The sequence below is a fragment of the Lentzea sp. NPDC051213 genome (assembly GCF_044455585.1).
Lineage (GTDB): Bacteria > Actinomycetota > Actinomycetes > Mycobacteriales > Pseudonocardiaceae > Lentzea.
On record NZ_JBITEX010000003.1, the window covers coordinates 393,124 to 419,356 of the forward strand.

The 26,233-nt window shown below is 70.9% G+C and carries 1 protein-coding gene and 1 pseudogene; both read right to left on the bottom strand.

Features of this window, described 5'->3' with window-relative positions; translation table 11 throughout:
• Positions 1 to 131 precede the first annotated feature (131 nt).
• Complete coding sequence (locus ACIA8G_RS15240) at positions 132 to 14,696, bottom strand: type I polyketide synthase (RefSeq protein WP_396419053.1); 14,565 nt, start codon at positions 14,694 to 14,696, stop codon at positions 132 to 134.
• 28 nt (positions 14,697 to 14,724) lie between these two features.
• Positions 14,725 to 26,097, bottom strand: a pseudogene (locus tag ACIA8G_RS15245) (SDR family NAD(P)-dependent oxidoreductase); the annotation flags it as partial.
• Positions 26,098 to 26,233 lie beyond the last annotated feature (136 nt).

Consider the following 26,233-nt stretch of genomic DNA (forward strand, 5'->3'; position numbering starts at 1 on the left):
GAGCGCAACGCAGTCATCAGATCCGTCCGCCGCCATCGCTTGCTCCAGCACCGCTACCCCCAGAAGTCACACTTCCCGGAAACTGTCCGGCAGAGCCCCTTGTGCCTGTCTTGCAACGCCCTCTCAACGGCTCACAACTCCCTGTCGCCGAGCCATTCCGCGACGCGCGCAGCGGTGACGGGGGCCCAGCCCTCCATCATCGTGAAGTGGTCACCAGGCACCTCCAGCACGTGATCGGCTCCGGGCCAGCTGGACCGCCACTCGTCGGTGTCCGGCCGCTCGCTGCCGAAGTCCACGGTGAACAGCTCTTCAGGGCGGACGAGCAGGAACGGCACCTCGACCGGCCCGTCCTGCCACTTCCTGATCAGCTCCATGTACCTCGTCATGCCCGACAACGAGCTGCTCTCGAACTCCCCGAAGCGGTCCTGCCGGTCGAAGGCTCCGGCGAACACCTGACCGGTGGCCTCGGTGGACTCGTCCTCGGACGGCACGTAGGTGTCGAGCAGGACGAGCCCGGACGGCGGCGTTCCCCGGTCGGTGAGGCACCTGGCCACGGAATGGGCGAACAACCCTCCTGCCGAGTAACCGGCGAGCACCACCGGACCATCCGCCGCGATCTCACCGACCGCGTTCGCGTAGAGCTCGACGACCGCCTCGATGGAGGCGGGCAGGGGCTCTCCCTCCGCGTAACCGGGGATCGGCAGCACGGCGAAGTCCCTGTCCCCGCGGAAGTGCGCCGCGAACCTGGCGAACTGCAGTGGTGTGCCCATGCCCATCGGCGACGGGAAGCACACCAGGGCCGGCCGCGGGCCGCGGGCCAGCGTGACCGGCGTGTAGGCGCCGCCCAGACCGTCGGCCGACGAGAACGCCGGGCGCAGGGCGGCGACCGAACCGAGGAACCGGAAGCCGTCGTCCCAACGACCGTCGCGCAACGCGGAGCGGAACAGCTCGACGATCGGGTCGGGCCCCTGCGCGATCGTCTCCTCGCGCACCGGACCGAGTTCGCCGAGCACGTGGTCGGCGAGTCCGGCCACGTCCCGGTGCTCGAAGACCGCGGTGACGGGGAGCCGCAGTCCGCAGGCGACGTTGAGCCGGTTGCGCAGTTCGACCGCGGTGACCGAGTCGAACCCGAGTTCGGCGATCACCCGGTCCGGCGTGACCTCCTCCGCCGACGAGTGGCCGAGCACGTCGGCGACAAGACCGCGCACCACGTCGAGCACCGCTGCCTGCCTGTCTGGCCCGGCCACACCCGCCAGCTTGTCGCGCAACGAACCGGAAGCCGCACCCGAGGCCGCGGCCGGCCTGCGCGATCGGATGACGCCACGCAGCATCGGCGGCACCTCGGTCGTCCACTCCGACGTGTCCAGCCTCGTCGCGACCAGCGCCGGCTTCCCGAGCGACCACGCCGCGTCGAACAGCTCCAGACCCTCCTCAGTGGACAGACCGGTCTCAGCCCATTCGCCCCACGCGACGGAAACCGCGGGAAGGCCGAGTGCCGTGCGGTGGGCGGCGAGGCCGTCGAGGAAGGCGCCGGCCGCCGCACGGCTTGCCTGACCTGGCGTGCCGAGCGTGCCCGCGGCCGAGGAGAACAACACGAACGCCGAAAGGTTCGCGGTGGCCGTCAGCTCGTGCAGGTGCCACGCGCTCACCACCTTCGCCCGCAGCACCCCTTCGAGGCGTTCCGGGGTGAGTGACGAGAGGACGCCGTCGTCGACGATCCCCGCCGCGTGCACGACCGCGGTCAGCGGGTGTTCGGGGGTGATCCGGCCCAGCAGCGCCGCGAGGGACGCGCGGTCGGAGACGTCGCACTCCTCCACGGACACGACCGCCCCGAGCCCGGTGAGCTCCGCGCACAGCTCCGCAGCCCCGGCAGCACGCGGCCCGCTCCTGCCGGCGAGCACAAGCCGCCGCGCGCCGTGCTCGGTGACGAGGTGCCGTGCCACCAGCGCGCCCAGCGTGCCGGTGCCGCCCGTGACGAGCACTGTCCCGTCCGCGATGAACCCCTCCTCGATCACCCCCGTCCACCGGGTGAGCGTGGGGGACAACGCGGCGCCACCGCGGATCGCCAGTTGCGGCTCACCGGACAGGGCGGCGGGAACGACGGCGGCGAGCGACTCCGGTGCGTCGTCGACGTCGATCAGCACGAACCGGCCGGGGTGTTCCGACTGCGCGGACCGCACCAGGCCCCACACCGCGGCGGCGGCCGGATCCCGCACCGCGTCCTGCCGGTGCACCGAAACGGCCTGCGTGGTCCGCACGACGAGGCGGGAGTTCTGCCAGCGGTCGTCGGCGATCCAGTGCTGAAGGGTGTCGAGCACCAGTCGCGCCGACGAGGCCAGGCTCACGGCGATGTCGTCACCCGGCTCGCTCCGGCACGACAGCACGACGAGTCCTGGCACCGGAGCGCCCGCGTCGATCGCGGTCTCCACAGTGCCGAGGTCCGGGTACCGGTGGAGGTTCGCCTCCCCCTGCTCGCCGAGCCACACGCACGGCGCCGTTACCGACACGTCCACAGTGGACGGAAGCCAGGACTGCTCGAAGAGCGAGTCGAGCGCGGTGCCGCGTCGTCCGATCGAACGGATTCCCACCCGATCGACGGTCACCACCGGTGCTCCGGACGCGTCGGTGCCGTGCAGCGAGATCCCGTCGGGGCCGCTGACGACCCGCACCCGCATCGAGGTGGCTCCGCTCCGATGCACCACCACACCTCGCCAGTCGGCCCAGTGCTCGTCTCCTGTCAAAGTCGCGGCAGCGCTCAACGCGTCGTCCAGCAGCGCGGGGTGCAGCCCGAACCGACCGGCGTCCTCCGCGTCCTCGGCTGGCAGCGCCACCTCGACGAACGCCTCCTCTCCCAGGAAGGCAGGGGCGTCCTCGGGTGTGCCGGTGAGCATCCCGGTCGCGTGCAGGACCCACACGTCACCGTGGCGGGCGTGGACCTTGAGCACACGCCGGCCCGACTGGTCGGCGGCTCCGGCGGACACCTGGACGTGCACCACCCCGCGTTCGGGGAGCACGAGCGGCTCGCACAGCGTCAGTTCCGCGATGCCAGGGCAACCGACCTCGTCACCGGCGAGCACGGCGAGTTCGAGGAACCCGCCGGCCGAGAGGACCTCGGCATCTCCCCGCCGCCTCAGCCGTCCGGTGAGCACCACTCCGCCGGAGTCCGGCAGCGGCACGACCGCGTCGACGTACGGGTGCCCCGTGCCCGCCTGCTCGTCACTCGACCACAGACTGCCGGTCAACCAGAAGCGGTTGCGCTGGAACGCGTAGGTCGGCAGGTCCACCCGGTCCGCGCCGACACCGCCGAACCACGCGGCCCAGCCGACCGGCAGGCCGCGGACGTAGGCCGCCGACAACGCTTCGGCCAGCGTCCGCACGGGGTCCTGATCCCTGCGCTGCAACGGAATCGACTCGACGCCGCCGGCCGGATCGGACACCAGGGTGGACAGTCCTCCGTCCGGGCCGAGCTCGATGAACGTCGTGACGCCCTTCTCCACCAAGCACCGCACACCATCAGCGAAACGCACGGCCTCTCTCACGTGCCGCACCCAGTACTGGGGCGTGCAGAGTTCCGCTCCTGCCAGCCGGCCCGTCACGTTCGACACGACGGGAACCGCGGGCGGGAAGTAGGCCACCCGTGCGGCCACCGCCTCGAACTCCGCCAGCATCGGCTCCACCAGGTGCGAGTGGAACGCATGCGCCACGTGCAGCCGCTTGGCGCGGAAACCGCTCGCGGTCAACAGCTCCAGCAACCGATCGAGCGCGTCGTCCGCACCGGAGACGACGACGGATGACGGACCGTTGACCGCGGCGATCTCGACGCGTTCCGGCAGCAGCGCCAGCACCTCGTTCTCCGAAGCGCCGACCGCCACCATCCCCCCGCCCGGTGGCAACGACTGCATCAACCGTCCGCGGGCGGCGACCAGCAGGCAGGCGTCGTCCAACGAGAACACGCCTGCGACGTGCGCGGCCGCCAGCTCGCCCACCGAGTGTCCCAGCAGGTGAGCGGGCTTGATCCCGAACGACTCCAGCAGCCGGAACAACGCGACCTCGAGCGTGAACAACGCGCTCTGCGTGTACACGGTCCGGTCGAGCAGGTCCGCGTCCGGCGCCTCCCACACGACGGATCGCAGCGGCCGGTCGAGTTCGGCGTCCAGTCGCGCGCACACCTCGTCGAACGCCTCGGCGAACACGGGAAACGCCTCGTACAGCTCACGGCCCATGCCGAGGCGCTGCGCACCCTGCCCGGCGAACAGCAGCGCCGTGCGGCCGGGGTTCGCGCGTTCCTCCGCGGTCACCGCGGCCAGCCCGGCGATCGCGGTGCCGCGATCGCTCGCGAGCACGACCGCGCGGTGCTTGAACGACGACCGCGCGGTGGACAACGTCCAGCCGACGTCCGTGACGTCGAGGTCGGCCGCCTCCTCCACGTGGTGTCGCAACCGATCGGCCTGAGCCACCAGCGCCGCACCGCTGCGCGCGGACACGGGCAGCGGGACCACCGGCGCGATCCGGTTCGTCACCGCCACGGCCACGGCTTCCGGAGCCTGCTCGATGATCACGTGTGCGTTGGTGCCGCTGATGCCGAACGCCGAGACCCCCGCACGACGCGGCGCGTGCGACTCCGGCCACTCCCGCGCCTCGGTCAACAGCTCGACGGCGCCGGCCGACCAGTCGACGTGCGACGACGGCGTCCCCACGTGCAAGGTCCTTGGCAGCAGGCCCGCGCGCAGTGCCATCACGACCTTGATCACGCCGCCGATTCCGGACGCTGCCTGGGTGTGGCCGATGTTCGACTTGAGCGACCCTAGCCACAGCGGCCGGTCCGCGGGACGGTCCTGGCCGTAGGAGGCCAGCAACGCCTGCGCCTCGATCGGATCGCCCAGCGTGGTACCGGTGCCGTGCGCCTCGACCAGGTCCACATCGGACGGTGCGAGCCCCGCGGTGGCCAGGGCCTGCCGGATGACTCGTTGCTGTGACGGCCCGTTCGGTGCCGCCAGGCCGTTCGACGCGCCGTCGGAGTTCACCGCGCTGCCACGCACGACCGCGAACACCCGGTGACCGTTGCGCAGCGCGTCGGACAGCCGCTCGACCACGACCACGCCCGCGCCCTCGCCCCAGGCCGTTCCGTCCGCGGCATCGGAGAACGACTTGCACCGCCCGTCCGGCGCGAGGCCGTTCTGCCGGCTGAAGTCGATGAATCCCCCTGGCGTCGACATCACCGCGACGCCGCCTGCCAGCGCGAGCGAGCACTCGCCTCGGCGCAACGCCTGCGTGGCGAGGTGGAGGGCGACGAGCGACGACGAGCAGGCCGTGTCGACGGTGATCGCCGGACCCTCAAGCCCGAGTGCGTAGGCCACTCGGCCCGAGAGCACCGACGCCGCGTTTCCGGTACCTAGGTGTCCCTCGAAGGCCTCGTTGGCGGTGGCCAACGCGGTGTAGCCCATATCGCTGGCACCCGCGAACACACCGACCTGCGCACCGTGCAACGACTGCGGGTCGAGACCCGCCCGTTCCAGCGCCTCCCACGAGGTCTCCAGCATCAGTCGCTGCTGCGGATCCATGGCGACCGCTTCTCTCGGGCTGATGCCGAAGAAGGCCGCGTCGAAGTGTGCAGCGTCGTCGAGGAACCCGCCGCTGCGGACGTACGTGGTACCTGGACGACCGCGCTCCGGGTCGTAAAGCGCCTCGACGTCCCAGCCCCGGTCCACCGGGAAGTCGCCGATGACGTCGGCGCCGTCCACCACCAGGCGCCACAGCTCCTCCGGCGAAGCCGCACCACCGGGGAAGCGGCAGGCCATGCCCACGATCGCGATCGGCTCGTCGGTGACGCCGGCGACCGGCCCGGCGACCGCGCCGGACGGGCGTTCCCCGACGAGTTCGGCGAGCAGGTGATCCGCGAGCGCGACCGGTGTCGGGTGGTCGAAGACCGCCGTGGCGGGCAACTTCACCCCGGTCGCCGAGATGAGCCGGCCGCGGAGGTCCACCGCGGTCACCGAGTCGAAGCCCAGCTCCCGGAACGCCCTGTGCGAACCGATCTCGTCCGGCGAGTCGTGGCCGAGCACCGCGGCGACCTGAGCACGCACCAGGTCGAGGACCGTGCGGTGGTGCTCGGACTCCGGCAGGCCGGCCAGCAGGGCGAGCCCGTCCGCGTGCTGCTGCCCGGTGGTCTCGGCGCGCAACGCCCTTGCCGCCGCCGGAATCTCACTGATCAACGGCCGGGGCCTCGCCACGGCGTACGTCGGTGCGAACCGCTCCCAGTCCATGTTGGTCACCGTGAGCAGGACCTCGTCCAGGTCGAGCGCCTGCTGCAACGCGCCGATCGCGAGCTCGGGCCGCATGCCGCGTATTCCCATGCCGCTGACCAGTTCCTCTGGCAGTTCGGCGGACATGCCCCCGCCGGACCACATTCCCCACGCGACCGAGGTCGCCGCCAGGCCACGCCGGCACCGGTCCTCTGCGAACGCGTCGAGGAAGGCGTTGGCCGCGGCGTACCCGGACCGGCCGGCACCGCCCCAGACACCGGCACCGGACGAGAACAGCACGAACGCGTCGAGTTCCTGCCCCGCGAGCAGTTCGTCCAGGTTGACCGCACCGGAGACCTTCGCCGCCAGCGAGCCTGCCATGTCCTCCGCGGTGAGGTCGCCGATGAACGTGCCGGTGGAGATACCCGCCGCGTGCACGACCGCCGTCACCGGGCCGACGCGGTCGAGCAGCTCGGCCACACAGGCGCGGTCGGCGACGTCACAAGCCGCGATCGTCGCGCGGCCGTCCAGGTCCGCCACGAGATCGGCGGCACCGGGCGCGTCCATGCCGCGGCGGCTCGTCAGCACGACCCGGTCCGCGCCCGTCGCCAGCAGCCAGCGCGCGACGTGGGTGCCCAGTGCGCCCGTGCCACCGGTGATGAGCACCGTGCCACGGGGCCGCCAACGAGATTCCGGCCGCTGCGGCGCCGGGGCGGGCAGCATCCGGCGGCTGAACACGCCGGACGGCCGCACCGCGACCTGGTCCTCCGCACCGCTCGCCAGCACACCGGCAAGCCGGGCGGAAGCGCGTTCGTCGAGCACCTCCGGCAGGTCGACGAGACCACCCCAGCGTTGCGGCAGTTCGAGGGACGCCACGATCCCGAAGCCCCACACCTGCGCCTGGCGCGGGCTGGTCAGAGGGTCGGACCTCCCGATCGACACCGCGCCCCGGGTCATGGTCCACAGCGGCGCGTCGACCGCGGCGTCACCCAGCGCCTGCGTCAGCGCGAGCGTCCAGGCCAGTCCGGACGTCTCGTCCAGCGACAGCAGGGAAACCACGCCTCGCAGGTCGCTACCGTCCAGCCGGGCCGCGAGGTCGTCCCTCGTGATCACGTCGTCGCCGATCGACAGCCGGACGACCTCGGCACCGGCGCCGGCCAGACCGCTGACGACCGAACCGGCCACCGGGTCACCCGCGTCGACGACCAGCCATCGGCCGTCGAGCGCTCCCGCGACGCTCCCCGCCGCCGGACGCCAGCCGACCCGATACCGCCATCCATCCACAACGGACTCGTCGGCACGGCGGCGGCGCCACGCGGAGAGAGCGGGGAGAACCGCGCCGAGAGACGCGTCCTCGTCGACGCCGAGTGCGGCCGTCAACGAGGCGAGGTCCTCACGTTCGACGGTCTCCCAGAAAGCGGTGTCAACCGGGTCGGCGGTGCCGCGGTCGTCCGCGGGCGCCGCCGTCAACCAGTAGTGACGGCGTTGGAAGGGATAGGTCGGCAGGTCGGCCTGCGGCACACCGCGCCCGTCGAACACGGCGGACCAGTCGACGCCGACGCCACGCACGTGCAGTTCGGCGACCGAGCTCAGCACCCGGCGCAGGCCACCGTCGTCACGGCGCAGCGTGCCCGTCACCACCGCCCGGTCGGCTCCCGCGGCGTCGAGCGTCTCACGCACCGCCGCCATCAGCACGGGATGAGGACCCACCTCGACGAAGGTTCCGTACCCGGCGCTCTCCAGTCCCCGGACGGCGCCTTCGAAGCCCACGGTCCGGCGCAGGTTCGCGAACCAGTAGTCCGCGTCGAAGGCGGCCGTCGTGATCCAGTCACCGGTCACCGTCGAGTAGAAGGGCAACGTGGGAGGCGCCGGAACCACGTCGGCGAACTCGGCGAGCAGACGATCGCGAATCGCGTCCACCTGCTCGGAGTGAGACGCGAAGCCGGTGGCAAAGATCTTTGCCCGCACACCATCGGCGGCGCAGTCATCGGCGATGCCCGCGAGCACCACCGAATCGCCGGACAACACGACGGACGACGGACTGTTGACGACCGCGATCGACACCTCTGGCCAGCGCTTGGCGACGTCCTCGGCCGACAGGGCCACCGCCACCGCGCCACCGCGTCCAACCAACGACTCAGCGGCGACGCGGCTGCGCACGACGACCACCTTCGCGCCGTCCGCGAGGGACAGCGCGCCGGCCACGCACGCGGCGGCGATCTCACCCTGCGAGTGACCGACCACGGCCGCCGGGCGCACGCCGAACGAGGCCCACAGCTCCGCGAGCGACACCATCACGGCCCAGAGCACCGGCTGCAGCACTTCGACGCGGCCCAGCTCCGATCCGTCCACATCGGACACGACGTCGAGCAGGGACCAGTCGACCAGCGGATCGACGGCCTCGGCGCACTCCGTCATGCGTCGTGCGAAGGCGGGCGACGCCGTCAGCAACTCCCGCGCCATGCCCAGCCACTGACCACCCTGGCCGGGGAAGACGAAGACCGGCCTGCCTCCGGTCCCGGCTTCACCGACGACCACGTTGGGCGCGGCCACGCCACGGGCGACGGCGTCGAGGCCGCGCAGCAGTTCTTCCCGGCCGGTACCCGTCACCACCGCCCGGAAGGAGAGCGTCGCGCGGGTGGTGGCCAGCGCGTGAGCGACGTCCACGGGGTTCGGCTGGTCGGCGCCGCCCAGGTGCGCCCGCAGCCGTGCCGCGGACTCGGCGAGCGCCGCCGCCGTCGCCCCGGACAGCACCAGCGGCACGGTGACGTCGCCGGCAGGCTCGTCCGCCTGCTCCGGTTCGGGATCGCCCTGCTCCAGCACGACGTGTGCGTTGGTGCCGCTCATGCCGAAACTCGAAACGCCGGCCCGGCGGGGGCGGTCCGTCACCGGCCACGGCGTGACCTCGGTCAGCGGCCGGACCGTCCCGGACGACCAGTCGACGTGCGGCGACAGCTCCTCGACGTGCAACGTCCTGGGCAGCACCCCGTGCCCGAGCGCCATGACCATCTTGATGACGCCCGCCACGCCCGCCGCGTACTGGGTGTGACCGATGTTGGACTTCAGCGACCCGAGCAGCAGTGGCTGCTCGCGGTCCTGGCCGTAGGTGGCCAGCAGCGCACCCGCCTCGATCGGGTCGCCCAGCGCGGTACCGGTGCCGTGCGCCTCCACCACGTCCACGTCCGCAGTGGACAGTCCGGCACCGGCCAGCGCCGCGCGGATCACCCGTTGCTGCGACTGGCCGTTCGGTGCGGTGAGGCCGTTCGACGCACCGTCGGAGTTGATCGCCGAGCCGCGCACCACCGCGAGCACCTGGCGGCCGTTGCGACGAGCGTCGGACAACCGCTCGAGCAGCACCATGCCGACGCCTTCCGCCCACACCGTGCCGTCCGCACCGGCGCCGAACGCCTTGCACCGGCCGTCGGCGGCGAGACCTCCCTGTCCGGAGAGCCCGGAGAACGACGCGGTGGTCGCCATCACCGTGACACCACCGGCGACCGCCAGTGAGCACTCCCCGTTCCGCAACGCCTGCGCGGCCATGTGCAGCGTGACGAGAGAAGACGAACATGCCGTGTCGACGGTGACGCTGGGGCCTTCCAAGCCGAACACGTACGAGGCGCGACCGGAGACGACGGAGCCGTTGATGCCGGTCATCAGATGCAGGCCGACATCGTCGGACATGTCAGCGGCGATCCCGTAGCCCTGTGTGCCGCACCCGACGAAGACCCCGGTACTGCTGCCCTTCAGCGACGTCGGCGCGATCCCGGCACGTTCGAACACCTCCCACACGGCTTCGAGCACGAGCCGTTGCTGGGGGTCGGTGGCGAGCGCCTCTCGCGGTGACATCCCGAAAAGTCCCGCGTCGAACCCGCCAGCGCCGTCGACGAACCCGCCGAGCCGCACGTAGTCCACATCGGACGAACCGAGGTCCCAGCCGCGATCTTCCGGGAAGCCGGTGATCGCTTCACCACCGGACAGCACGAGCTGCCACAGTTCCTCCGGCGACCCGGTACCGCCGGGCAGGCGGCAGCTCATACCGACGATCGCGATGGGGTCGCCCGCCACGGCCGCTGTCTGCGGGACGTGGGCCGCCGAGTCACCACCGAACAGTTCGTCGAGCAGGTGGCCGGCGAGTGTCCGTGCGGTCGGGAAGTCGAAGACGACCGCCGGGGGCAGCTTCAGGCCGGTCGCCGCGGTGAGCTCGTTGCGCAGTTCGACCGCCGTCAGCGAGTCGAACCCGAGGTCCCGGAACGCCCTGTCCGGGTCGATCAGCTCATCGGCACCGAGCACGGACGTGGCGCGGCGCAGCACCGCCTCCAGCAACGCCTGCTCGCGGTCGGACTCTGGCAGGCCGAGCAGACGGTCCCGCTCGGTCCCCGCCGGATCGGCCGGAACCACCTGCCCGCCGGCGAGTTCCGGCACCTCCCGCAGCAGCGCGGGGCACACCGGGGTGAGCTCGGCGAATCGCCGCCAGTCGAGGTCCATCACGACGGCCGAGGTCTCGTCGCGGTCCAGCACCCGTTGCAACGCGGTGAGTGCCAGGCGCGGGCGCATGGCGCGCACTCCGCGCCGCCGCAGGAAGTCCTCGGTCCCCGCGAGCGCGGCCATGCCGCCATCCGCCCACGCGCCCCAGGCCACCGACGTCGCGACCCGGCCGCGAGCACGGCGTTGTGCGGCGAACGCGTCGAGGAACGCGTTGCCCGCCGCGTACGCTGCCTGCCCGCCGTTGCCGAGCACACCGGCGGTGGACGAGAACAACACGAACGCGTCCAGCTCGCGGTCACCCAGCAACTCGTCCAGGTTGAGGGCGCCGCGCACCTTCGCCGCGTTCTCCGCGGCGAGGTCCGCCACCGACGTCTTCACGATCAGGGCGGGGCTGGTCACCCCGGCGGCGTGGAACACCGCCCGCACTGCGGACCCCTCGGCTTCAAGCCTCTCCAGCACCTCCGCCAGCGCATCCCGGTCAGCGACGTCACACGCCACCACCGAGACCCGTGCGCCGGACGCCACCAGCTCCGCTTCGAGCTCCGCCGCGCCCTCCGCCTCGGAACCCCGGCGGCCCAGCAGCACCACGTGCTCCGCGCCACCCGCGGCCAGCCACCGGGCGACCTGGGCTCCCACCCCACCTGTGCCACCGGTGACGAGGACCGTGCCACTCGGCCGCCAGGGTTGCGCGACCGGCTGCTGTCCAGCGGGGTTCGGCACCAGCCGCCGGACGAGAACTTCCTCGCCCCTGATGGCGATCTGGTCCTCGCCGCTCTGCGCCAGCACACCGGCCAGCAGGCCCGCGACGCGCTCGTCCGCCTCCTCCGGAAGGTCGATCAGGCCGCCCCAGCGCTCGGGGTGCTCCAGCGCCACGACCCGGCCGAACCCCCACACCGACGCCTGTCCGGGACGCACCACCTCGCCGGGCGCACCCGTCGTCACGCCGCCTCGGGTGACCGTCCACAACGGAGCCTCGATGCCGGCGTCACCCAGTGCCTGCACCAGCACCAGCGACGTTTCGGGCAGGTCCGGGTGGTGCTCGTCCACTGCAGGGAACCAGATCACGCCGGTGGGGTCGTCGCCGCCGCACTCGCGCAGTGCCTCTGCGAGTCGTTCGCGGTCGGCACCGGGGTCCACGACGAGCGTGCGCATCGGCACGCCCAGCTCAGGCACCTGGTCCTCACCGTTCGGAGGCACCACGGCCAGCCAGGACCCGGACAACGTCCGTTCCGGCGTCCACGGCCGCCACGCGATGTCGTAGCGCCAGGAATCCACGGCGTCCGGCTTGTTCGAGTTCACCACGGCAGGCCAGAACCGCTTGCGCTGGAAGGCGTACGTCGGCAGATCCACCCGCCGCACACCACGCCCCGCGAAGAAACCCGCCCAATCGACCTCGACACCCCGGACGTGCAAGCGTGCCACCGCCGTCACCAACGCGGTCGCCTCATCACGACCCGCACGCAACGCAGGCACGAACGCCGCCTCCGCAACGCTTTCCTGCCCCAGCCCGGACAACACACCATCCGGACCCAACTCCAGGAAAGCGGTCACGCCGTTGGCCTGCAACGTACGCACACCATCCGCGAACCGGACGGTCTCCCGCACGTGCCGCACCCAATACTCCGGCGCACACACCTCATCCCCAGCGACCGCACCGGAAACGTTCGACACCAACGGAATCCGCGGCGCCGAAAACGTCAGACCCGACACCACCGCACCGAACTCGCCCAGCATCGGATCCATCAACGACGAGTGAAACGCATGCGACGTCCGCAAACGCTTCACCTTCCGACCCGCCAGCAAGACCTCAGCCTCAGCGACAGCATCCGCCGGACCCGACAACACCACCGACGACGGCCCATTCACCGCCGCCACACTCACACCCTCCGGCAGCAACGACACGACCTCAGACTCCGAAGCCTGCACCGCCACCATCACCCCACCCGACGGCAACGCATCCATCAAACGACCACGCGCCGCCACCAACACACACGCGTCCTCCAACGAGAAGACACCAGCAACATGCGCAGCAGCAACCTCACCAACCGAATGCCCAGCAACGAAGTCCGGCCGAACACCCCACGACTCGACCAGCCGGAACAACGCCACCTCAACCGCGAACAACGCAGCCTGCGCCCACCCGGTCCGGCTCAACTCCGCTTCATCACTGCCCCACACCACATCACGCAACGAACTGCCGAGCTCTGCGCACACAGCATCAAAAGCCTCGGCGAAAACCGGAAACGCCTCGTACAACCCACGCCCCATGCCCAAACGCTGCGCACCCTGGCCCGAGAACAACAACGCCAACCGGCCATCCACAACGGCACCAGACAAAGCCAGATCCGCCAGCTGCCCCAGCAAACCCTCACGATCGGCCGCCACCACCACCGCACGATGCCCCAACGCCGCCCGCGACGTCGCCAGCGAAAACGCCACGTCGGCCACCGGCAACTCCGGACGTTCATCCACATAGGACTTCAGTCGTGCGGCCTGCGCCCGCAAAGCCTCCGGAGTCCTGGCCGACAGGACCCACGGCATCACACCGGTGAGTCCGGAGCCGGTAACCGTTTCCTCGACCGGCGGAGCCTGTTCGATGATGACGTGGGCGTTGGTACCGCTGATCCCGAACGACGACACACCAGCACGCCGCGGACGCCCCGCCTCCGGCCACCCGACGCTCTCGACGAGCAGCTCGACAGCACCAGAAGACCAATCCACATAAGGCGAAGGCCCATCAACGTGCAAAGTGCGCGGCAACACCCCGTGCCGCAACGACTCCACCATCTTGATCACACCCGCCACACCCGCCGCCGCCTGCGTGTGACCGATGTTCGACTTCACCGACCCCAGCAACAACGGCCGCTCACGCCCCTGCCCGTACGTCGCGAGCAACGCACCGGCCTCGATCGGATCGCCCAACGGAGTCCCGGTGCCGTGCGCCTCCACCACGTCAACGTCCGCTGTGGACAGTTGAGCGTTGTCCAGGGCCGCACGGATGACCCGTTCCTGTGCCGGTCCGTTCGGCGCGGTCAAACCGTTGGAAGCACCGTCCTGGTTCACCGCCGACCCGCGCACCACCGCCAACACCGGATGACCGTTGCGCACCGCGTCCGACAAACGCTCCACCAACAACAGACCGACACCCTCGGCCATGCCGAAACCATCAGCCCCCGCACCGAAAGCCCGGCACCGCCCGTCCGGCGACAGCCCACCCTGCCGGGAGAACTCGACGAACGAGGACGGCGTGCTGATCACCGTCGCACCGCCGGCCAGCGCCATCGAGCAGTCGCCCGCGCGCAGCGACAGGCAGGCGAGGTGCAGTGCCACCAGCGAAGACGAGCACGCCGTGTCGATCGTGATGGCAGGGCCCTCGAGCCCCAGCGCGTAGGCGATGCGGCCAGAGGCGACACTGCCCGAGTTGCCCGTCGCGAGGTAGCCCTCGTGTTCCTTCGACGGCGTTCCCATCGCCTGCAGGTAGTCGTGGTAGGTCAGGCCGACGAACACGCCGGTGCGGGTACCGCGCAGCGACTCGGGCGTGATGCCGCCGCGTTCCACGGCCTCCCAGGCGGTTTCCAGCAACAAGCGGTGCTGGGGGTCGGCCGCCAGCGCCTCCCGCGGATTGATGCCGAAGAACTCCGCGTCGAAGTCGCCCGCGTCGTGCAGGAAGCCCCCGCTGCGGGTGTACGACGTGCCCGATCGGCTCGAATCGGTGTCGTACCACCGGTCGACGTCCCAGCCCCGGTTCTCCGGAAAGCCGGTGATCGCGTCCTGCCCGGACGAGACCACGCGCCAGAGGTCTTCCGGAGACTCCACGCCTCCGGGGAAGCGGCAACTCATGGCGACGATCGCGATCGGCTCGTGCGACCGCTCGGTCATCTCCTTCAGGCCTCGGCGGGCAACCCGGAGATCTGCCGTGAGCCGCTTGAGATAGTCGAGGTACCGGTCGTCGTTCATGGTTGTCTTCATCTCCCGTGCGGGTTGGCGAAGGCCGGCGTCACGCCGAGCCGAGTTCCCTGTCGATCAACTCGAAGATCGACTCCTCGGTCGCCGATTCGAGGTCCTGGTCGGCGGCGGCACCGGTCGTCCCGTCGCTCTTGCTCCACGTGCCCAGAAGGTGCCGCAACCGCTCCGCGACCACGGCTCGTTCGGCGTCGTCCGGTTCCACCGACAGCAGGACCCGTTCCAGCCGGTCGAGTTCCACGTGCACCGACAGGTGCGCGTTGCCCTCGGCCCCGCCGGGGAACATCCGGTCGTGCAGGTGGCGGGCGAGCGCCTCCGGCGTGGGGTGGTCGAACACGATGGCCGGAGCCAGCTTCAGCCCGGTGTGGGAGGCGAGCCGGTTGCGGAACTCCACCGCGAGCAGGGAGTCGAACCCCAGCTCGGTGAAGGCGAGCCTCGGCCCGATCGCGCCGGGGTCCGGATGGCCCAGCACCTTCGCCGCGTTGGCCCTGATCAGCTGCAGCAGCACCCGATCCCGTTCCGCCGCGGACAGCCCGGACAGGTCATCGGCCAGCGAGGGCCCGGTGCCGATCCCCGCAGCCGCCGCACGCAGGACGCGCCGGCCGGCCGCCGGCACCAGCGCGGACCACAGCGGCGGAACATCGCCGCCGGCGGCCAGCGCACGCACGTCGAGCGCGATGGGCATGAGCAGCGGCAGATCGCTGCACGAGGCCAGATCGAACAGGGCCAGTCCGTCCTCGTTCGACAGCGGCAGCACACCCCCACGGGACATCCGCTCCACGTCGGTGCCGGTGACAGCTCCTGTCATCGCACCGCGTTGTTCCCAGAAACCCCAGGCGAGCGAGGTCGCCGGAAGGCCCAGCGTCCTGCGGTGGCCCGCCAGAGCGTCCAGCACCGCGTTCGCCGCGGCGTAGTTGCCCTGACCCGGCCCGCCGGCCACTCCTGCCATCGAGGAGAACAGCACGAACTCCGAGAGCGATGTCCCACTGGTCAGCTCGTGCAGGTTGATCGCTCCGTCCACTTTGGCCTGGAGGACCTGCCGGACCTGTTCTGCGGTCAACGACTCCACCAGGCCGTCGGACAGCGTCCCCGCAGCGTGGATCACGGCGGTGAGCGGCCGGGTGTCCGGAACGTCGTCGAGCACGCGGCCCAGCGCCTCCCTGTCGGCCACGTCGCAGGCCACGATCTCGACGTGCGCGCCCAAGCCCGACAGTTCATCCACGAGTTCGCGCGCGCCATCGGCGGCGAGCCCTCGCCTGCTCGTCAGCAGCAGGTTGCGCACACCGTGCCGGGTCACCAAGTGCCGGGCCACCAGCGCACCCAACGCTCCGGCGCCTCCAGTGATCAGCACAGTTCCCGGCTCCACCCAAGGGGCTGGGGGAATCGTGAGCACCGCCTTGCCGACCAGTTGAGCCTGGCCCAGTGCGCGGAAAGCCTCACGGGCGTGCCTGATGTCCCACATGGTGATCGGCATCGGTTGCAGGGCACCACATTCGAACAGGTCCACGAGCGCCAGCAGGATCTCCTGGGTCCGGTCGGGCCCCGCCTCCATCACGTCGTAGGCGCGGTACTGGACACCGGGATGCCGTTCAGCCACCTCTTGCGAGTCGCGCACATCGGTCTTGCCCATCTCGACGAAACGGCCGCCACGCGGCAACAAACGCAGACTCGCGTCGACGAACTCGCCGGCGAGGCAGTCCAGCACCACGTCGACACCACGTCCACCGGTCACGTCGAGGAACTGCTGCTCGAAGTCGCAGGAACGCGAGCTGGCGATGTGGTCCGCGTCCACACCGTTGCGCCGCAACGCATCCCACTTGCCCTGGCTGGCAGTGCCGAACACCTCAGCGCCCAGGTGACGGGCCAGTTGCACGGCGATCGTGCCGACACCACCGGCAGCCGCGTGCACGAGCACCGCGTCACCAGGTCCGACGTTCGCGAGGTCGCACAGGCCGTAATAGGCGGTCGCGCCCGCCACCGGCACGGTCGCCGCCTGGGTGAACGACCAGCTGTCCGGGATCCGGACCAGCAGGCGATGATCGGTGACGGCCACCGGTCCGAACGACTCGGCCACCATGCCCATCACCCGGTCGCCCGGCACAAGCTCTGGGACGTCGCTGCCGACCTCCAGGACCACGCCCGCGACGTCACCGCCGATACCGAGGCCACCGGAGCTCGGGTACATGCCCAGCACCACCAGCACGTCACGGAAGTTCATGCCCGTGGCACGCACACCGAGGCGAACCTCGTGCGGCCCCAGCGGTTCGAGCACTTCAGGACAGGGCACCAGCGCGAGGTCCTCGATCGTGCCCCTGCCCGTGGTCGCCAGCCGGTACGGCTGCGCAGCGGGCGGCTGCAACACGTCGTGCTCCCCCAGCCGGACCACTCGCGGTGCGGTAACAACCCCCTCACGGATCCGCAACCGCGGCTCCGTTTTGGTGAGCACCGCGCGGAGCACGGTCTCGGAGTCCGCGTGCTCGTCGCAGTCGACGAGCGAGAACCGGCCTGGATGTTCGTTCTGCGCCGAGGAGACCAGCCCCCACGTCGCTGCTCCCGGCAGGTCGGTGCCGGAGGCGACCAGCACCAGCCTGCACGCGGCGAACCGGTCGTCGGCCAGCCAGGACTGCAGCAGCGCCAACGTCTCCAGCGCCGCGGCGTGCACGGCCGAGGAGTCGGCAGGCCCGGACGGGCGGCAGACCACGACGGTCTCCGGCGCCGCGTCGTCGTGCATCGCGGCACGAAGCGCGTCCAGGTCGTCGAACGCGGCAACGTCTCCGAAAACACCGAACGGGTCGGTACCGAGCAGGGCGATCGTATCTGCGGACACCAGCGGTGACACCGTCACGGGCGTCCAGTCGAGGCAGAACAGCGAGTCCTCGGCACGAGTGCGGGCACCGGCGAGCCGCGCGACGGACACCGGCCGTGTCACCAGCGACTCCACTGTCGCGATGAGCGCGTCGTTCTCATCGGTCAGGGTCACGGTGAGCCGACCAGAGTCCGATTCGGACAGTCGCACCCTTGCGCTCGTGGCACCGCTGGCGTGCAAGGTCACGCCGGCCCACGCGAACGGCAAGTGCGCACCACCATCAGCACGCCCCGCCAGATACGGCGCGGCGTGCAGAGCGGCGTCGAACAAAGCGGGATGCACCCCGAACCTCGCGGCGTCGGCGTGCTGCTCCTCCGGCAGACGAATCTCGGCCAGCACCTCGCCGCCGCGCCGCCACACCCGGTGCAGGCACTGGAAAGCGGGGCCGTACTCGTACCCCGCGCCGGCGAGTTCCTGGTACCCGGTACTGACGTCGACCTCCTCGGCGTCGTCGATCCGCCATTCGATCGTCGGCACCTCGGGTACGTGCTCGCTGAGCACGCCCGTGGCGTGCAACGTCCACGCGCCGTTCTCCGGCCGGGAGTGCACACGGACCGCAGATCGGCCGTCCTCACCCGGTTCGTCCACCCGGAGTTGCACGGTCACGCCGGACCGCAACACCAACGGTTCGTGCAGAGTCAGTTCTTCGACGTGTGGGCACCCCACCTGATCGCCCGCCCGGATCGCGAGCTCGACCAGCGCGGTACCGGGCAACAGCACGACCCCAGAGACCGAGTGGTCGAGCAACCACGGCTGCTCGTGCGCGGAGAGCCGACCGGTCAGCACCACACCATCGCCCTCGGCGAACGCGACGACCGCGCCCAGCAACGGGTGCGCGGCGCCGTCGACCCCCGCCGACGCCAGGTCCGTGGCGAGCGGCCCGGACGTCAGCCAGTACCGCTCGTGCTGGAACGCGTAGGTCGGCAGATCCACCTGACGACCACCGGGGAACAACACGTGCCACTCGACCGGCACCCCGTGGACGTGCAACTCCGCCAACGAGGTCAGCCAGCGCCGAGGTCCCCCGTCGTCACGGCGCAGCGAACCGACCGCGACCGCGTTCTCCTCGTCAAGACATTCCTGCAGCGACGGCACCAGCACGGGATGCGGGCTCACTTCGAGGAACACCCCGATGCCGCGCTCCACCGCGGCGCGGGTGGCCTGCTCGAACTCCACCGTGCACCGCAGGTTCCGGTACCAGTAACCAGCATCCAGGCCTGCCGTGTCGAGCACCTCACCCGTCACCGTCGAGTAGAACGGGATGACCGACGACCTCGGCTCGATGCCGCCCAGCGCGTCGACGAGTTCGTCCTCGATGCTTTCCACCTGGGTCGAGTGGGACGCGTAGTCCACCGGGACACGGCGGACGCGCACGCCCTCGGCCGCACACCGGACGAGCAGTTCCTCAATCGCCCCAGCCGCACCGGACACGATCGTGGTGCCCGGACCGTTGACCGCCGCCACGGACAGCGCGAACTCGTCCCACTCCCGCAGCAGATCCGTCACCGCCTTCACCGGCAACGACACCGAAACCATCCCGCCCCGCCCAGCCAACTCCGCACCAATCAGCTTGCTGCGCAACGCGACCACACGCGCCGCATCAGCCAAACTCAACGCGCCGCAGACGTGCGCGGCGACGATCTCACCCTGGGAGTGCCCGATCACCGCTTCCGGCACGACACCTGCGGCCTTCCACAGTTCAGCGAGCGCGACCCCGACTGCGAACAGCACAGGCTGCACGACATCCACACGATCCAGCGGTGGCGCACCGGGTTCACCGGTCAGCACCGCGAACAAGTCCCAATCGACGTACGGGCGCAACGCGTCAGCGCATCGGCCGAGGTGCTCGCGGAAGACGGAAGACGACTCGATCAACTCCAACGCCATCCCAGCCCACTGCGCCCCCTGACCCGGGAACACAAAAGCCACCCGAGGATCCTCAAGCGCCCGCCCGGTCACGACGTCGTTCGGCGAGTCCGATCCGGCGAGTCCGGCAAGCGCGGCAAACCTGTCGTCACCGACCAGCACAGCGCGCTGTGCGAACCGCGTCCTCGCCGCGAGCGACGTCCCGACGTCGAGCGGAGCCAGACCAGGGCGTTCTTCCAGATGCGCCAACAGTCGCGCGGCCTGCGCCCTCAGGGCGGCGCCATCCCGCGCCGACAGCACCCAGGGCGGCATCTGGCCGTCCAGCAGTGCCGGGCTCGCGTGGACGGAGTCCTGACGATCCAGCTCCGGCTGTTCGATGATGACGTGGGCGTTGGTGCCGCTGATGCCGAAGGAGGAGACCCCCGCACGACGGAGGCGGTCTGCCGGCCAGTCCCGGTTCTCGGTCAGCAAGCCGACCGCACCGGCCGACCAGTCCACCTCCGTCGAGGGCTGTCCTGCGTGCAGCGACTTCGGCAGCACCCCGTGCCGCATCGCCATCACCATCTTGATCACACCGGCTACACCCGCGGCCGCCTGCGTGTGCCCGATGTTCGACTTGATCGAGCCCAGCCACAACGGCTGCTCGCGGTCCTGCCCGTAGGTCGCCAGCAACGCCTGCGCCTCGATCGGGTCACCGAGCCGGGTGCCGGTCCCGTGCGCCTCGACCACGTCGACGTCCGAAGTGGACAGACCGGCGTTGGCGAGTGCCTGCCGGATCACCCGTTGCTGCGCCGGTCCGTTCGGCGCGGTCAGCCCGTTCGACGCGCCGTCCTGGTTGACCGCCGTACCGCGCACGACGGCGAGGACCTGGTGGTTGTTGCGCCGGGCGTCGGAAAGCCTTTCCAGCAACAACATTCCGACACCCTCACCCCAGCCGGTGCCGTCGGCGGCCTCCGCGAAGGACTTGCACCGGCCGTCCGGCGACAGACCACCCTGCCTCGACAGCTCGACGAACACGGTCGGTGTGGACATGACGGTCACACCGCCGGCCAATGCGAGCGTGCACTCGTCGTTGCGCAGCGCCTGACACGCCATGTGCAACGCCACCAACGACGACGAGCACGCCGTGTCGAGCGTGACGGCGGGTCCTTCGAACCCGAAGGTGTACGCGACCCTGCCCGACGCGACACTGCCCGCCATACCGGTGCTCAGGAAGCCCTGGGCCTCCTCCGGAACGGCGGCCAGCTGGGTGCCGTAGTCGTGGTACATCACGCCCGCGAACACCGCGGTGCTGCTGCCCCGCAACGACTCCGCGGGAATGCCCGCACGCTCCAGCACCTCCCACGACGCCTCGAGCAGCAGTCGCTGCTGCGGGTCCATCGACACGGCCTCGCGCGGGGAGATCCCGAAGAACGCCGCGTCGAACTCAGCGGCGTCGTAGAGAAAACCGCCCTCGTGCGCGACCGATGCCCCGGCGTGCAGTCGTTCGACGTCCCAGCCGCGGTCGGCGGGGAACACCGAGATCGCGTCACCGCCGTCGGCCACCAGTCGCCACAGGTCCTCCGGTGACCGCACGCCACCCGGATAGCGGCAGCTCATGGCGACGATCGCGATCGGGTCGTCGTCGAGCACGGCCTGTCCCCGCGGCCGCATCTCGACGACGGCACCGGACAGTTCGGCGGCGAGGAAACCGGCCAGCTCGACCGGTGTCGGGTAGTCGAACACCAGAGTGGCCGGCAGCCGGAGCCCGGTCGCCTCGTTGAGACGGTTGCGCAGCTCCACGGCGGTCAGGGAGTCGATGCCGAGTTCCTTGAAGGCCTTGCGCGGACTGATGGGCTCACCGTCCGCGTACTGCAGCACGGTCGCCGCCTGCGTGCGGACCAGCTCGAGAAGGACCTCGTCGCGCTCGGCGGGATCCGCCTCCGCGAGCGCGTCGAGCACCCCGGTGCTCACCGGGGGCGGTGTGCCTCGACGGGGAACCAGGCCGCTCAGCAACGCGGGAACTCGTCCGCCGGTCGCGGTCCACACCGCCTGCGGGTTCAGCCCGATCGGCAGCAGCAGCGCGTCGTCATGGCTGATCGCCTCGTCGAACAGCGCCAAGCCCTGCTCAGCCGAGAACGGGGTCGTGCCGCTGCTCGCGAGCCGCGCCCGCGCGGTCCGGTCGAGCACCCCCGCCATTCCGCCGTCAGTCGCCCAGGGACCCCACGCCAGCGACTGTCCACACAGGCCCTCCGCGCGGCGCAGGACGGCCAGCGCGTCGAGGAAGCTGTTGGCGGCGGCGTAGTTGCCCTGTCCGGCATTGCCGAACACGCCCGAGGCGGACGAGAACATGACGAACGCCGAAAGATCCATGTGCCGGGTCAGCTCGTGCAGGTGCCACGCGGCGTCCGCCTTCGGGCGCAGCACGTGGTCCACCCGCTCCGGGGTCAGCTCGGCGAGCACGCCGTCATCCACGACCCCGGCCACGTGCACGACCGCCGTCAGCGGGTGCTCGGAGGAGATCCCCGCCAGCAGCTGTCGCACCGACTCCCGGTCTCCGACGTCGCAGGCCTCGATCCGCACCGTCGCACCGAGAGCCGCGAGCTCGTCCCTCAGCTCGCTGGCGCCACCGCTCCTGCTCGCCAGCACGAGGTGCCGGACCCCGTGCGTCCTCACCAGGTGCCCGGCGAGCAACCGCCCGAGCTCGCCCGTGCCACCGGTGATCAGCACAGTACCGTCCGGGCTCCACCGCGGACCGTCCGATGCCGGCTGTGCCTCGACGCGCGCGAGCCGCGGCAGGAACACCGCGCCTGCCCGCACGGCCACCTGAGGTTCGCCCGTGCGCAGCGCCGAGGTGACGGAACTGTCGAGGTCACCGAAGTCGTCGACGTCCACCAGGACGAACCGGCCGGGGTGTTCGGCCTGTGCGGACCGCACGAGTCCCCACACAGCGGCACCCGCCGGGTCGACCGGTGGGCCGGCGGGGCCGTCCGCCCCGCTGGTGACGAACACGAGCCTGGCGGGCGAGTCCGGCTCCTCCAGCCATTCCTGCATCCGCGCGAGCACCGAGTGCGAACGGGATGCGTGCGCCCCGTCAGGTGGGCACGGCACGACCACGGCGTCGACGTCCTCGCCGGACACGGGGGTGCCCGGCACCCACTCCACCCGGAACAGCCACCGGGAGCGGCCGCCGAGGTCCCGCGAGGACACCGGGCGCAGCGCGAGTTCGTCGATGACGCACACCGCGGCACCCGCGTCGTCGGTCATGAGCACCTGGACGCGGTCGTCCGTCCGTCGCGTCAGTCTCACGCGCAACGACGCTGACTCGCTGCTGTGCAACGAAACCCCGCGCCAGGTGAACGGCAGCACAGCCCGCTGGTCGTCCGCGGCCAGCCCCATCGGGTGCAACGCGACGTCCATCAGCGCCGGGTGCACCGAGAACGATCCAGCGGTTGCCCGGTGTGCGGGGTCCAGCGCGACCTCCGCGAACAGCGCGCTGTCGGTTCGCCACGCCCCACGGATGCCGCGGAACGCCGGGCCGTAGCCGAAGCCCACCGCCGCCAGGTCGTCGTAGAAGCCTTGTACGTCAACAGGAACAGCGTTCTCCGGCGGCCACGGGAACGAACCGGGCACAGCGGTGGCCACGGGAGCGAGCACACCACCGGCGTGCCGCACCCACGACTCGCCGTCCGTCCGGGCGAAGACGCTCAGCGCTCGCCGGCCGGACGCGTCCGAATCCTCGACGATGAGTTGCAGACGGACCGGCCGCTCGTCCGGCACCACCAGCGGTACCTCGACCGTCAGCTCTTCCACGCCGCCCGCGCCGAACTCGCCCGCCGCCCACAGACACAGTTCGAGGAACGCTGTGCCTGGCACCAGAACGGCCCCGAGCACCACGTGGTCGGCGAGCCACGGCTGCGCGTCCACCGAGATCGCTCCGGAGTAGAGCACCCCGCCCGAGGCGGGCAGCTCCACGCGGGTGTCCAGGAAGGGGTGCCCGGCGGCACCCGACCCGATCGGCTGCACGCCGTCCAGCCAGTAACGCTTGCGCTGGAAGGCGTACGTGGGCAGGGCAACGCGCCTGCCTCCCCTGTCGGCGAAGAACGCGGCCCACCCGACTTCGGCACCGTGCACATGCAACCGCGCCAACGCGGTGGTGAACGCTGTCACCTCGTCATGCCCGGCGCGCAACGACGGCACGAACAACGCGCCGTCGACGTCGCCGAGAACGTCGTCGCCTGCCGCGCACAGCACCGAGCTCGGCCCGACCTCGAAGAAGATCGCCGCACCAGCCTCGGCGAGCGCGCGCACGCCGTCAGCGAAGCGAACCGGCTTCCGCACGTGCCGCACCCAGTAGTCCGGTGACGTCAACTCGTGGTGTTCCACGACGCGGCCCGTCACGTTCGACACCAAGGGGATGCGCGGCGCGTTCAGCTCCAGTCCCGCGATCTCACTTCCGAAGCCGGCCAGCACCGGGTCCATCAGCGGCGAGTGGAAGGCATTGCCGACGCGAAGCCGCTTCGTCTTGCGGCCTTGCTCCTCCCACCTCGCCGCGATCTCCAGGACGCGCTCCTCGGCGCCGGAGAGCACGACGGACGTGGGACCGTTCACCGCGGCGACGGCCACCTCGTGCTCATGACCGGTGAGCGAGGCCAGAACCTCCTCCTCGGTGGCCTCGATCGTGACCATCGCGCCGCCTGCGGGCAGTGCCGCCATGAGCCGTCCGCGCGCGGCGACCAGAACGCACGCGTCGCCCAGGGAGAGCACTCCCGCGACGTGCGCCGCCGTGATCTCGCCGACCGAGTGGCCGCTCACGAAGTCCGGCCGGACGCCGTGGTGTTCGAGCAGCCGGACCAGTGCGACCTCGATCGCGAACACAGCAGCCTGGGTGAAGTCGGTCCGATCCAGCAGTGCGGAGTCGCCGGAGTCCTCCTGGGCGAACAGCACCGGGAGCAGCGGCTGGGGCAGCAACGGGTCGAGATGTGCGCACACCTCGTCCAACGCGGCGGCGAACACCTCGGACGTGGCGTACAGGTCACGGCCGGCACCGACTCGCTGCGAGCCCTGACCGGAGAACACGAACGCCAGAGCGCCCTCGGTGATCGGCGCCCGCACGACGCCGGGACCGGATGTTCCGTCCGCCAGCGCCCTCAGGCCCCGGACCAGCTCGTGAACGTCACCACCGACGACCGCGGCACGGTGACCGAGCGCGGCGCGCGTCGTGGCGAGCGACCAGCCGACGTCCGCGGGTCCGGCGTCCTCGCCCAGGTGGTCGAGCAACCGTTGTGCCTGGGCCCGCAGCGCGCTCTCCGTCCTGGCCGACAACAACCACGGGAGCACGCCGGGCTCGCGCGGCGCGGCCGGAACGGGGTCCGCGGCGGGGGGCCCTTCGAGGATGACGTGCGCGTTGGTCCCGCTCACGCCGAACGACGAGACGGCCGCCCGGCGGGGCTGGTCGCCGGCGAGCCACGGCACCTGTTCGGTGAGCAGTTCGACGGCGCCCGCCGACCAGTCCACATGGGACGATGGCGTCCGGGCGTGCAGGGTCCTTGGCAGCACCCCGTGCCGCATCGCCATGACCATCTTCACGATTCCGGCCACACCGGCCGCCGCCTGGGTGTGGCCGATGTTCGACTTGATCGACCCCAGCCACAGCGGTCGCTCCCGCCGTGCGCCATAGGTCGCCAGCAGAGCCTGCGCCTCGATCGGGTCGCCCAGCACGGTGCCGGTGCCGTGCGCCTCGACTACGTCCACCAGGTCGGCGGACAACCGCGCGTTCGCGAGAGCCTGCCGAATCACCCGCTCCTGGGACGGGCCGTTGGGCGCCGTCAGTCCGTTGGACGCGCCGTCGGAGTTCACCGCGGATCCGCGGATCACGGCCAGGACGTCATGCCCGTTGTTCAGTGCATCGGACAGCCGTTCGACCACGAGCACGCCCGCGCCTTCTGCCCAGCCAGTGCCATCGGCCGAGTTGGCGAAGGCCTTGCACCGCCCGTCGGACGCGAGACCGCCCTGCTTGGCGAACTCGGCGAACCCTCCCGGCGTGCACATGACCGTGACGCCACCGGCCAGTGCGAGTGAGCATTCGCCGTTGCGCAGCGCCTGCACCGCGAGATGCACGGCGACCAGCGACGAGGAGCACGCGGTGTCGACGGTGACCGACGGCCCCTCGAGACCGAGCGCGTACGACACGCGGCCCGAGATCACGCTGCCGGCCGCACCGGTGACGCCGTATCCCTCCGCCTCCGCGGACCTCGCCAGGAAAGCCACGTAGTCCTGGCCGTTGCTGCCGGCGAAGACGCCGACCCGCTGCCCGCGCACCGAGGTGGGAGCGATGCCCGCGTGTTCGAGCGCCTCCCACGACGTCTCCAGCAGCAACCGCTGCTGCGGGTCCATCGCGGCGGCCTCACGCGGGGAGATCTCGAAGAACTCCGCGTCGAACTCGGCCGCGCCGTGGACGAAACCTCCCTGCTGTGCAAGGGAGTCCCCGTCCTCGATCTCCCAGCCTCTGTCGACTGGAAAACCTCCGATCGCGTCGACTCCTTCCGCGACCAGTCGCCACAACTCGTCAGGACCGCCTACCTCACCGGGATAGCGGCACCCGATTCCGACGATGGCGATCGGTTCCGCACTCGCCGCGGTGAGCTCGACGTTGCGCCGGCGCAACCGCTCGTTGTCCAACATGGACGCACGAAGCGCTTGGACCACCTCGTCGACCGACGTGTCCATCAGGGAGCTCCCCAGTCTTTCAGGACCACCGCCACCCCAGGCGTTTTCGGGGTCACAGCAACTTTCGTGCGGCCCGCGGACGCACACCGCCCGCGGTCACGAC

Excerpts from the sequence above, each read along its gene's own strand:
- ACIA8G_RS15240 (WP_396419053.1), bottom strand. The coding sequence starts at position 14,696 with ATGAAGACAACCATGAACGACGACCGGTACCTCGACTATCTCAAGCGG.